This is a genomic window from Marinobacter sp. UBA3607 (assembly GCF_002375525.1).
Taxonomy (GTDB): Bacteria; Pseudomonadota; Gammaproteobacteria; order Pseudomonadales; family Oleiphilaceae; genus Marinobacter; species Marinobacter vinifirmus.
In genome coordinates this window covers 65967-78606 of the sequence record NZ_DFLY01000011.1, presented here as the reverse complement: position 1 = coordinate 78606, position 12640 = coordinate 65967, and the positions used below count along the sequence as shown (strand labels likewise).

The 12640-nt window shown below is 59.3% G+C and carries 10 protein-coding genes; 3 read left to right on the top strand and 7 right to left on the bottom strand.

What is annotated here, in order from left to right:
* Positions 1-131: 131 nt before the first annotated feature.
* The 4 genes from nosZ to B2589_RS04155 form a co-directional block, all read right to left on the bottom strand.
* Positions 132-2027 (bottom strand): TAT-dependent nitrous-oxide reductase, encoded by a 1896-nt coding sequence (nosZ, locus tag B2589_RS04170; protein ID WP_199456603.1) that lies wholly within the window; start codon positions 2025-2027, stop codon positions 132-134.
* 82 nt (positions 2028-2109) lie between these two features.
* Positions 2110-4275, bottom strand: coding sequence for a transcriptional regulator NosR (gene nosR / locus B2589_RS04165; RefSeq protein ID WP_414673925.1), 2166 nt, complete (start codon positions 4273-4275; stop codon positions 2110-2112).
* A gap of 84 nt (positions 4276-4359) precedes the next feature.
* Entirely contained in the window at positions 4360-5109 is a 750-nt protein-coding gene (locus B2589_RS04160; protein WP_286815705.1) for a Crp/Fnr family transcriptional regulator, read from the bottom strand.
* A gap of 119 nt (positions 5110-5228) precedes the next feature.
* The gene (locus B2589_RS04155; RefSeq protein ID WP_199456600.1) at positions 5229-6482 is read right to left on the bottom strand and encodes an MFS transporter; all 1254 of its coding nucleotides are present in this window, start codon (positions 6480-6482) and stop codon (positions 5229-5231) included.
* 189 nt (positions 6483-6671) lie between these two features.
* On the opposite strand from B2589_RS04155, the gene B2589_RS04150 reads away from it, so the two are divergent.
* The 3 genes from B2589_RS04150 (at position 6672) to ubiT (ending at position 9783) form a co-directional block, all read left to right on the top strand.
* Positions 6672-8528, top strand: a complete 1857-nt coding sequence (locus tag B2589_RS04150) for a histidine kinase (RefSeq protein WP_286815704.1) — start codon at positions 6672-6674, stop codon at positions 8526-8528.
* Between the two features lie 29 nt (positions 8529-8557).
* Complete coding sequence (gene narL / locus B2589_RS04145) at positions 8558-9217, top strand: two-component system response regulator NarL (RefSeq protein ID WP_199456597.1); 660 nt, start codon at positions 8558-8560, stop codon at positions 9215-9217.
* A gap of 68 nt (positions 9218-9285) precedes the next feature.
* Positions 9286-9783: a ubiquinone anaerobic biosynthesis accessory factor UbiT gene (ubiT, locus tag B2589_RS04140; protein WP_199456595.1), complete on the top strand. Its 498-nt coding sequence runs from the start codon at positions 9286-9288 to the stop codon at positions 9781-9783.
* 6 nt (positions 9784-9789) lie between these two features.
* Here ubiT and B2589_RS04135 read toward each other — a convergent pair whose 3' ends face one another.
* From B2589_RS04135 to B2589_RS04125, 3 genes are all read right to left on the bottom strand, one after another.
* Positions 9790-10968 (bottom strand): alpha-hydroxy acid oxidase, encoded by a 1179-nt coding sequence (locus B2589_RS04135; RefSeq protein WP_286815703.1) that lies wholly within the window; start codon positions 10966-10968, stop codon positions 9790-9792.
* 81 nt (positions 10969-11049) lie between these two features.
* A complete protein-coding gene (locus B2589_RS04130; RefSeq protein WP_232901323.1) occupies positions 11050-11253 on the bottom strand; it encodes a YgaP family membrane protein in 204 nt (67 codons plus the stop codon).
* Between the two features lie 50 nt (positions 11254-11303).
* Positions 11304-12635, bottom strand: coding sequence for a ferredoxin reductase family protein (locus tag B2589_RS04125; RefSeq protein WP_286815702.1), 1332 nt, complete (start codon positions 12633-12635; stop codon positions 11304-11306).
* Positions 12636-12640 lie beyond the last annotated feature (5 nt).

Here is a 12640-nt window from a genome sequence, read left to right as displayed (position 1 = left end):
ATGGATGGCGGAGCTCAAGCGCCACAGGGATGTGCCGCAGGAGCGTGTTTTGGAAAGGGCTCTCCACTTGGGTTGCTACCCCCAAACTAAAAAGCGGGGCCCCAAACAGGGACCCCGACCAGGAAAGCCTATCAGGCCTTTTCGACCAGCATACGACCGCCCATTTCCATGTGCAGTGCATGGCAGAACCAGTTGCAGTAGTACCAGTACACACCGGGCTTGCCGGCCGTAAAGGTAACAGACGCTGTCTGCTGCGGGCTGATTTCCATGCTAACACCGTGGTTTACCATACAGAAGCCGTGGGTTACGTCTTCGATGGTATCCAGGTTGGTGACATACACCGTTACCTCATCACCTTCCTTCACCTTGAATTCGGTCATACCGTACTGCGGCGCAACGGAGGTCATGTAAACACGCACCTTGTTGCCGTCGCGGATCACCTTGTTGTCGGATTCCAGAGTCACACCGTCCTTCTCAGCCTGGGCACGACAGCTGGCGAAGTAGGGGTCGTTGCGCTCGTAGATCTTCTTGGTCTTGATCTGGTCACGACGTACCAGGATACAGTCGTGCGGCTCGGCATAAGTCGGGCCATCGTGAACCAGTTTCATTTCCTCGCCGGAAATATCGATCAGCTGGTCGTTCTCCGGATGGAGCGGGCCAACCGGCAGGAAACGGTCCTTGGAGAACTTGGACAGAACCACCAGCCATTTGCCATCGGCATCACGAGACTCGGTCAGCGAAGCGTGGTTATGGCCCGGCTGATACTGCACGTCCAGCTTCTGGCGGATGTAGTTCACCTTGTCGCCATTATAGTGCTTGATGGCATCGGCAATGTTCCACTTGCACACCTGGCTGTCGATAAACAGCGTGGTGTAAGCATTGCCACGGCCGTCGAAGGTAGTGTGCAGGGGCCCGAGACCCAGCTCCGGCTCGGCTACGATGGTGTCACGCAGCTCGATCTTGTCATCGAACAGGTCGTCCAGCTTGTCGATCTGGATGACCGAGGCGGTCGGAGACAGCTTGCCGTTGGCGATGAAGTACTTGCCATCCGGAGAGGTGTTCAGACCGTGCGGGTTCTTTGGTACCGGAATATAGCGGGTAAATTCAGATTTACCACGTCCGTCTACAACCGGAACGTCGGAATCGCCGATGGTCTTGAACTTGCCGGCTTTCACGGCAGCCGCGATACGCTCGATGTTGAACACGACGACCCAGTCGCGGTCGTTACGCATGGTGCCGGCCAGGTCCAGCGCCCGCTCGGAGTTGTAGCAGGTAGAGGCCGCGTACTTGCCGGTGTAGTCAGCATCGGTGTTATCCAGATTGCCGTCCACAATCACCTGCCAGGCCACTTCCATGGTTTCTGCATCAAGCGCGGTGAACATGGTGTAGCTGTTTTCCAGGCTGAAATCCGTGCCGTCGTTCGGCTGCGGAATTACAAACTCGGCGTTGCAGAATACGTAGTTGGTGCGCGGCACCTTCTGCAGACGCAGGCCATGGATCGCCTGCACGTTCGGAATGAAGGTGACCTTGTCCGTCTTCATGATATCCAGACGGATACGGGCTACCCGGGTGTTGGCCTTGTCGTTGATGAACAGGTACTTACCATCGTAACGACCGTCTTCCATGGAGATATGCGGGTGGTGGCAGTCGCCGTTCAGGTACTGCTGGTCGCCGCCAAGAATTTCCTTACTCTCGTTGGTGATACCCCAACCTGTAGCCGGGTCCACGTTGAATACCGGAATCCGCATCAGTTCACGCATGGACGGCACGCCCAGAACACGTACTTCACCCTGGTGACCACCACTCCAGAAACCGTAGTATTCGTCCAGTTCGCCGGGCTCGATGTAAATCTTGTTCTTGGCTTCCTTGGCGGCAGCGGCAAACGATTCACGGGTCATGATGGTTGAGCCAAGACCGGTTGCACCGGCTACGCCTGCGAGCGCCGCCGCGCCCATAAAGCGACGACGGCTCAGGCCGCCTTCCGGTGCCTCCTGCTTGTCCTTGATCAGATCATCTCTTTTTTTCATAGCATCCAACTCCGTTATTGGTTATGGCGGTTATTGCTTCTCATGGTTTTCCGGGGCCTTATGATTGGCTCCTCGGGACAACTCAGTTCACCTGCACCACCGGGATTTCTTCCGGGTGGCCGGGCGCGTTGTGACCACGGCGCTTGCCACGGCGCTTCACAATCAGCGGCGGGCACTTGTGGTCATCGAAATACGTCATCTGGCAATCCAGGCAGTAGTGACATTCCATGTAGTTGATATGCCCGTCCGGATGGATGGCCTGGACTTCACATTCTTTGTCGCAGAGGCGACAGGGGTTGCCACACTCTTTGCGACGCTTGAGCCAGTCGAATACCCGCAACTTGGTGGGCAGTGCCAGGGCAGCACCCAGGGGGCACAGGTAACGGCAGTAAACCTTACGGGTGAAGATATTCACCACCAGCAGCAGCACGGCGTAGGTCACAAACGGCCAGCTACGGTCGAAATGCAGGGTGATAGCGGTTTTGAACGGCTCCACCTCGGCCATCTGCTCAGCGGTGGCCATGGACTCCAGGGACACACCGAACAGCACCAGCAGGATGATGTACTTGATCGCCCACAGCCGCTCATGCCAGGCAAACGGCACGGTGTACTGGGGCACCTTCAGCTTGCGGGCAATTTCGTTGATCAGCTCCTGCAGGGCACCGAACGGGCACAGCCAGCCGCAGTAAACCGCACGGCCCCAGAGCAGCACGATGCCGGCAACCACAGACCAGAGGATGAACAGCATCGGGTCGATCAGGAAGGTTTCCCAGGTAAAGCCGCTGATCAGGCTGTTCACAAAGGTCAGCACGTTCACAATGGAGAGTTGCCCCAGTGCATACCAGCCAATGAAGAACAGGGTGTAGACCAGGAAGCCATGGCGAATCCAGCGCATCATCTTCGGCTTCTGCACCAGCCAGTCCTGGAAGAACAGGATGAACAGCAGCACCAGAATACCGGCACCCAGCACCATCAGCTGGAACTCTTTCTGGTACCACACCTGCACCCACAGAGGTTGTTCTTCCAGCCATTCCTCTTCGGTCAGAACCGGCTCAGCGCGGGTGTAATACTGGTCCGGCAGCTGGTATTCCAGCGGGAATACCGCGAATTCGCTGTCCAGCGGGCCGGTCTGGCGCTTGACCGTCAGCTCCAGGGACCAGGGAGTACCCGGGTCAAACTTATGCTGCTGCCGGGCAATAAAAATGGCCATCTCGGAAAAGTCAGGCATGCCCTCGGCATAGACATCGCTGAGGCGGTAAAAGTCGAGATCCCGGAAGTTGAAGGTGTCACCAAACTGGCGAATCTGCACCCGGTCAAAGATACCGCCACGAACGTAGCCGGAACCTTTGAAGGAGTACTCACCATTGGCCATCACCGCGATGGCATGCTCACCGTCTTTCAGCTCGGACATCAGCCACTGGTACTGGCTCTCGCCCAGCAGGTTGCGGCCGATGGTGGGGGCATTCAGATAGGTGGCGTACAGGTCGATCAGCGGGTCATCCCGCTCATCCGGTGCGGCAGCTTCCACACCTTCAGCGGGGCCGCCCTTGAAAGCGTCGTCTACGGTACCGCGGGCCAGCAGCAGCCGGCGAACGGAACCATCTCCGGTCAATTCTTCCCAGGTCTTGTCCTGGAACGATTCGGTGTCTACTTCCGCTACCGGCGGGCGCTTGCTGCCTGCATTCACTTCGATCAGGCCCAGCTCGCCACCTACGCGGTGGGCGGTGCGCATGATCACTTCGTTGATCACCATCACGGTCACCGTGGCACCGGACAGGCCATCTACCGCCACACGGCGCTCGGATGACTTGCCACCTACCGTTACACGCTGGTCTGCTTTCAGCCCGGCGTACTGGTCAGTGAAGTCATGCATTTTTTGCTCGGGAATACCGATCAGCAGGATCGGTTCGTCGTGGTGGATAACCTTGGAGCCTTTGATCACCCCGTCGGTATCCAGCACCACCATGGCGTTCAGGGGCTTGCCGGAGTAGGCCGGAGTCTGGACAAAATCGATCGTCTGGTAGGCATAGCCCACCAGCTCTTCCCCGGCATAAAGTTCCTGGACGGCCCGGTTACCCTCAACCGGGCTGAAATCAGTCACCCCGGAAATGGCTCTCTCGATCACCTGGCGCCCGGCCAGCGGGTCGTATTCAGAGAGGGGTTGAGCGGAAACGGCGCTGGCCAGAAACAACAGCAAAAAAGACAAAGCAATCCGGGTGACAGCAATCACAAAGAATTCCCCAAACATGTTTGAATGACTACAAGGTTGGACGAGATTCCTGAAAAATCAAATACCTCTATGGGTATAGAGGCCCGAAGGCCTCAACCGGAATCAGAGACTGAGATCCATCAACCGCTGGGGGTCGGCGATGAACAGGCGGCTGCGATTAACCCGCACCAGCCCGCTGGATTTCAGGTCGGCCAGAATCCGCGAGAAGGTTTCCGGCTGCATGGCAAGGCGGGAGGCTACCAGGCACTTGGGCAACGGCAATTCCACTTCTCCACCACTGCGAGCTCCCTCCGGCAGCAGATCGATGAGATAGCGCACCAGGCGGTCACGGGCGCTCTGTACCGTCATGATTTCCAGGTCATGGAACCGGGTTACCGCACGCTGGGCATAGTGGCGCAGCGCAGCCTGTGCGTATTCCGGGTGCTGGGTGAGCAAATCCTGGTAGGCCTTCACCGGGATCATCAGCACTTCGCTGGATTTCAGCGCTTCGGCATAGCAGGCGTACTTGGGCGGGTCTGCATAGATCATCACCTCGGCAAAGCAGTCACCGGGCGCAAGGCTGTCCAGGGTGCGATCGATGCCGGAGGAGTCCAGGCGGTACAGCCGCAGCCGGCCGGAGATGACAAAGAAAAAATGGTGAGCCGGCATATCCTGGCGATACAGCAGCTGGTGATGGCCCAGGCGAAGCCGGCGGGACTGCTGGATCAGCCCGTCGAGATCTTCGTCTCGCAGAGTGCGGAACAAGGTGTGGTTACGGAGCGCATCAAGGCCGTCCTGTTCGCTCAGGGTCTGGTTTACGGCTACCAGTACGGGCTTGGAGTATCGGTTGTCTGCAACTTGCATCATGGCCATCGGTGTATCCCCTGTGCATTTTCATGCATACAAAATCATTGTTTTAATACTAGAGGGTAGACACGCCGAATTCCCTCCCCCGATGGGGGTATCCGGGCAATTACCGCCTGACATTTGATCTAACTCAAATATTGATAAACACGATGGCGGGTGCCTACCGCAAACATCAGCAGGCAAAGCCCTAAAAGACCGAACAACAGCATGAAAACCGCCGTGCGGATGCCCAGCCACTGGTTAATGGCACCAAAGGCCACGGGCAGCAGGAAGGCCACGGAGCAAGCGCTCACCAGCAGCAGGCCGGCAAACAGCGAGGCCTCGGCCCGGTTGGCCAGTATGACCTCCCGCTGCAAACTGCCCATGGCGCAGCCCAGGGCCACCCCCAGCAGGATTACCAACCCCCGTTCCAGGATAACCGGCAACGCGAAGTTGACCACGATATCCCCTTCCACCCCGCGGATGTGCAGGGTCATGGGCGGGTAGGACAACACAAACAGGGCAACCAGGCTGGCAATCAGTGCCAGGGCGGTCACCGGGGTGCTGCCCAGCCGGTCTGACAGCGCACCGCCGGCAATCTGGGCCAGCGCGCCGGGGATAACAAACCACTGGGCCATGCGGGCACCTGCCCCCAGCTGCAAGCCGAACTGGGCAGAGAGAAAGTCCGGCAACCAGAGGGCAAGGGCAAAAAAGCTGCCGGCCACCACGCCGAAATACAGGCACAGCGGGAGCGAGCGCCCGTTACGCAACAGCTCGGATACTGGCCGGCCCGTGGAACGAGCACCCTCCCCGGCGCCGTACTGGCGTGCGTCCGTGAGTAGTAGCACCAACGCAATCACCAGCAGCAGCACGGTCAGGTAGGCAAGGGGCACCCCCTGCCAGGAGTATGCTTCGTGGAACAGCGGAACCAGGTAATAGTTGAAGGCCGCACCGGTAACCCCGGCGCCAAAAATTCCGAGAACCAGCCCCAGCCTTTGCCGGCAATGGCTGGTCACATAATGAAGGCCGGCACTGTAAAAACCGCCCGCCAACCCAAGGCCCGCGGCCACAATCAGGTGTGCGGGGTAACTGTTGGCCACCAGCAGAAGCGCCATACACAATGCCAGGCCGGTAAGGCAAAACAGCATGACCGCCCGGGCACCGAAACGCCGGGCACACAGGCCCGCCGGAATGGCCAGCAGGGCGCTGACCGCCATCGGCGCCGCCAGCAGCACTCCGAACTGGACACTGGACAGCGCCAGCTGGGCCTTCACATGCACGCCCGCCACCGCAAACAGCGTCCAGCAGCCGGCAGCCACCACGAAGCCTGCCAGCGCCAACGGCAATACCACCGCCAGCGAGGCCAGTTCTTCGTCGTCCTGTTCCGGAAGCGCGTGCATTCATTCACCCTGCAAAAAAACCAATCCTCAGTCTCGGCTTTTACGTAGCGCAAGGTCAAAAGCTATGATGGGTTACCAACTATCGGGGTAATTGACTATCCTCAAAGAGGTATCCCGAGTAGCGGCTTTCAGCCATAATCCGCCCGAAGCTGCCTTTTATATGACCATTATCCGGAACACCTGCTACGAATGACTTCCAGAAGCCCGCTGGTAAACCGACTGGCCGTTGCGATCGGCGCTATTGTCCTGACCGCTATTGTCAGCATGGCCACTACCCTCGGCATTTCCAGCAGCATCGAGGGCAACGCGACCGCCATTAACCAGGCCGGCGCCCTGCGTATGGCAGCATTCCAGCTTGCAGCCCGCTCCGCCACTACAGACCTGACCAACGGCGATGCCAGCATTGAAGCCCAGACAGCCAGTTACCAGAACCGGCTGGAAACCTCCGCCATTGTGCGCTCCATACCACGCAGCACCGACCACCCGCTGGCTCTGCAGTACCAGAAGGTCAAGCAGTTGTGGCTGACCCGGCTGAAGCCGGAAATCGAGCAGCATGAGGCCGGCACACCGCTGACCCCCGCTATCGTGGCGTCCATCGAACAGTACACCAGCGAAGTCGACCAGCTGGTTTCCATGCTGGAACAACGCACGGAAGCCCGTATCGACCTGCTGCTGCTGATCCAGATCATCAGCATGATTTTTTCCATCCTGATTGTGATGGCACTGTTCCTGGACCTGAAAAACCGGGTACTCCGCCCGCTGCGCAAACTGATCCACATTGCCACTGCCGTGGGTGAGCAGGACTTCTCCCACAAGGCCAACCTGAAAGGCAACGACGAACTGGCCCGGTTGGGCCAGGCCTTTGACCAGATGACCAGCGAACTGGCTCTGACCTACTACGAGCTGGAAAACCGGGTACAACGGAAAACCGAAGAACTGGAAATCAGCCACTCCGCCCTGCAGGCCATGCACGTTGCCAGCCGCGGCCTGTTCGCCAACCACGACCTGTGCAGCGGTGCCATTCCAATCCTGCAGGAGCTGGAGCGGCTTCTGGGCATCGGCCCTATCCGCCTGTACCTGCATGAAAAAGGCTCACCAGAACCCATCGAGGCGGTAACCACCGCCACCAGCAAGCGCCCGTTCTACTGCCGGGACCACCACTGCAACGCGTGCCTGGTCACACCCGAGGTGTACGACGACCTGCCACTGGAAGGCAACGACGGCCGTCGCCTGTTGCTGCCTATCCGCACTCCGGGCCAATTGCTGGGTACACTGGAAGTCTGGTACCCCGCAGACAAGGGCCTGCCGGACATGTCCCGCCGACTGCTGGAAACCATGACCGACCAGCTGGCCACGGCCATATTCCTGGAACGCCAGATTACCGAAGAGCAGCAACAAACCCTGGCTGAGGAGCGCACCGTCATCGCCCGGGAACTGCACGACTCCCTGGCCCAGTCCCTGTCCTACCTGAAAATGCAGGTAACACGGCTGCGCCGGCTCAATATCAGCGGTGACCAGGAAAAACTGCACAGCGAGATCCTGGACGAACTCAGCACCGGCCTGAACAGTGCCTACCGCCAGTTGCGGGAACTGCTGGCCACCTTCCGCCTGAAACTGGATACACCGGACCTGGCCAGTGCCCTGAGCAAAACCATCGATGAGTTCTCTGAACGGCTGGGCCGGCCGGTGGCACTGGAGTACAACCTGCCGCCCCAGACCCTGTCGCCCAACGAAGAGATCCACACCCTGCAGATTATCCGGGAAGGCCTGGCCAATGCCGTCAAGCATGCCGATGCCACCGACATTGCTGTAGAGGTCGTATTTGAATCTCCCAGAGTCTGTGCCCGTATCAGGGATAACGGCAAAGGCCTGCCCGGAGGCGGACAACCCGTGAACCACTACGGCATGGTGATCATGCAGGACCGGGCCAGGACTCTGGGCGGAACCGTAGAAGTGAAAAACCGGGAGGAAGGCGGCGTGGAAGTTGAGTTAACATTCGTTCCCAAAAGCCGGAACCTGATTGCCGTGCAGTCATCAACCGCCTGAACCGACAAATGCCTTAAACGAGAAAGAATATGTCTGAAACACCCGCAAGTATCCTGCTGATAGACGATCATCCCTTGCTGCGCCAGGGCATCAAGCAATTGATCAGCATGGAACAGGATATGGAAGTTGTCGGCGAAGCCAGCAACGCCGCCGACGGCATCCGGATGGCAACCGAGATAGAGCCCGACCTGATCCTGATGGACCTGAACATGCCGGAGATGGACGGCATTGAAGCCCTGAAAAGGCTCAGGGCCCAGAACATCAGCTCCCGCATTATCATGTTCACCGTTTCAGACCAGGAAGACGACGTGGTTGCCGCCCTGCGCGCCGGCGCTGATGGCTATCTGCTCAAGGACATGGAACCGGAAGACATGATCGCCCAGCTGCACCAGGCAGCCGTTGGCAAAATGGTGATCAGCGACCGGCTGACCACCCTGCTGGCCGAAGCCCTGCGCTCCAACAAGCCGCAACAGGCCTCGCGCCCGGATTTCGACAGCCTGACCCCACGCGAAAAGGACATCCTGAAACTGATCGCCGAAGGCCTGTCCAACAAGATGATCGGCCGCAAACTCGACATCAGCGATGGCACAGTGAAAGTCCACGTAAAACACCTGCTCAAAAAACTGAGCCTGCGCTCCCGGGTAGAGGTAGCGGTGTGGGCTGTGGAAGAAGGCCTGCACAAGGGCTGAGTTATATCAAATCACCCCCGGGTTTTTTGCTTTACTCTGGGCGGGTTTCTGACCGCCCGGAGTAAACCATGGCCTTTTCGCTACCCCCCATTGCTGCCCTGCACAGCCCCTTGCTGGATCAATCCCTGGCGGTGCTGAAAGAGTTCCTGCCCTCGCCGGCACCGGCCCTGGGCACCATCGACCGGTCAATCCCCATGCCTTTCAAACAGCTGGTCGCGGAAGCTCCGCTTAACCGGCTGTTTGCCGAGGCCATGGCCGAGGGGGAATTTGATGACTTCGAGGGCCGGCGAATCCGGCTGGAAGTAAACGGCGGCCACCCCGGGATAACCTTCGGTTTCTGGGCCGGGCGTTTGCGCATTGTCGACGGCCCGGGCGAAGCCACCATCCGTGGCTCCCTGGCCGCGTTCAAAACCCTCGCCGAGCGCAAGCAGGACCCGGACCAGCTGTTTTTCCAGCGCCGCCTGGTGATTGAAGGCGACACCGAACTGGGGCTGGCCCTGAAAAACCTGCTGGACAGCCTGGAATGGGATTTCAGCCCACGGAAACTGCTCTTCACCAAGTCCTGAACAAGCTCAGGCGCGGCTAAGCGCCTGCAGCTCGTCCAGCGACAAAAGGTCTGACCGGGACAACTGATCAAGCGCCGTTTTGCCCATCAGCGAAAGTGTCAGCTCGGTTTCATACCGGATATTGGTCAGCAGGTTTTCAACAGCCGCCTGACCACCGGCCGCCAGGGCATAGCCCCAGGGGCGCCCTATCAGGCAACCACTAGCCCCCAGGCACAATGCCCGGACAACATCCTGGCCGGTCTGAACACCACCATCCACCAGCACCTGGCATTCCCCGGCCACTGCATCCACCATGGCGGGCAAGGCGCTCAGTGAAGCCGGCGCGCCGTCCAGCTGACGACCACCATGATTTGATACCACAATGGCGTCGGCCCCGACCGCCACCGCCGAGCGGGCGTCCTCCGGCTCCATCACGCCCTTGATCACCAGCTTGCCCGGCCAGTTTTCCCGCACCCAATCCAGGTCTTTCCAGGTAACCGATGGATCAAACTGACTTTCGACCCAGGCCTTGAAGTCCTCAGGTTTACGCCCGGAGGGCACCACACTGGCCAGGTTTCCGAAGGTCAGCGGCTTGCCGCCAAGAGCAACACGGGACAGCCAGCGCGGATGGCCCAACAGGTCCGCTGCCTTGCGCAGCTTGCCAACGGCAGACAGGCCTCCGTTCATACCGTTACGGACATCCCTGTATCTCAGCCCCAAGCGGGCCAGGTCGACGGTAAACACCAGCACCCGATAACCGGCCTGCCAGGCCCGGCGCAGCAGGTCTGCGGAGAAGTTTCGGTCCTTCAGGACATAAAGCTGGAACCAGCGGTCTGTCTCCGGCGCAGCCTCGGCCACTTCCTCAACAGAACAGATAGACACCGTACTCAGGCAGAAAGGTATTCCTGACTGGCCCGCGGCCCGGACAGCCTGGGTTTCGCCCCGGGTTGCCAGCATACCGGCCAGGCCCATGGGCGCCAGGCCCAGCGGTAATGACACCGGCTGTCCCAGTAATGTGGAGGAGGTATCCACCACCGAAACATCCTGCATGACCCGCTGCCGGAAATGCCATTGGCCAAAGGCCTCACGGTTTGCGCGCTGGGTGGATTCAGAAAAGGTGCCGCCATCCAGGTAATCAAACAGCATGCGGGGTAAGCGGCGCCTTGCAAGCAGCCGGTAATCATCAACGGAGGCCGGAGCCAGCATGGAAAACTCCTGTTTTTATTGTGTTTGCTACGGAATTCTCTATAACCGCGTTCGCGAGCGCAAGCCTGCCGAAACAACCAGTCAGTTAATCGGTTTTTCCTCCTTCAACCCCATTTTCTTGAGGATCATCATAGCCGGGCACCACTTGGTGAACGATGACTGAATCAGGTTCAGGGCAATAAAGCCGGTGAACAGCAGCCAGTAAGGGCTCACATAGTGGGCGAGCAGAATGGAAATCAGGATGAACACGCCTGCCATCAGGCGGAGTCCTTCGTTGATTGTCATGGCAAACCTCCTGAAGAAACTGGAATTACAGTTATACACCCGGGTGCCGGTCAGCGCATATCAAAAAACTCCCGGTGCATCCGCCGGGCCGGCATACCCCATTTCCGGAACTGGTTGAACAGCGTATTGGCCAGCCCCACCGGGCCGCAGTACCACAGGCTGGCATTCTGCCAGTCGGGTACCGCATCCCGGATTTCCTCCGGCGTCAGCCGGCCTTCGGTGCGGCTGCATCGAATGACCAGGTTAACGCCCGCGGCTTCCGCATCTGCCCGCAACTTTGCGAGGGCCTCCTCGCTGACATCCGCAGTAGGATGGAACAGATAGACAGTGCGGCTGTCAGGACGGCCCGCCAGGCGACCCATCCGGGCAATAAAGGGAGTAATACCGATGCCCGCCCCTACCCAGATCTGGGTGCGGCAATCATCTTCAAAATCAAAGCCGCCATAGGGCCCCTCCAACGTAACAGGCATACCCTCGCCGATCCGGCGGCTGGCCCGGCGGGTGTGGTCCCCCAGTTCCTTGACCACAAACTTCAGGCACCGGGTTTCCGGGTTCCAGTCTGATGCAATGGTGTAAGGGTGCGGGCCTTCCGTAGCATCCGACGTGATAAAGGCAAACTGCCCGGGGTTATGGCCAGACCAACCCTGCGTTACCTTCACCAGAAATTCGAAAACTTTCAGCTCCGGATATCGGGTGACCGAAACCACCTCCCCCGGTACCTTCCGAACCTTGCCCGGCCAGCCCACCAGCAGCAAAACGGCTGCAACACTGCCAGCCACAACAGCGGCCTGAGTCAGCCAGCCAATGGGCGCTGCCCAGTAATCAAACTCCATCAGGATAAAGCTGTGCCAGGCTAGGGGCAGGAACACCACCGCCAGCAATTTGTGGGTTTTACGGAACAGGTGGTAGGGAAAAGCCTTCGCCAGCGCCAGCACAATCAGCACCGCAGCCGCATAGAAGGCCCACTCGCCCAAAGTTTCTGCCAGCCCCCTTTGGCTGCGGAACCAGGCTTCAAGACCGGTGAGTTGCTGCCCGGCCCCTTTGCCGGCCGGCTTCTCCAGCCAGCCCCAGCCCACCATCCACTTGGTGCCCTGCGCCCACCACCAGTGCAACGTGGCCAGTACCAGCGAGCCAATGCCCAGCCATTTGTGCAGCCGGTACACCTTGTCCAGGCCACCAACCCAACGCTCCAGAATCCGGAGCCGCAGCACCAGCACCAGAGCCACCGCCATCATGACCACAGCAAGAACCCCCGAATACTGCACAAACACCGACCGGAACGGGAAGTAAGCAAACGGGCTCACCCAGAGGCTATCGGCTACGAACCAGACAGCACTGACGACTGCAACCAGCCCCCAGAAAAACAACGGAATACGCGACATGGCAA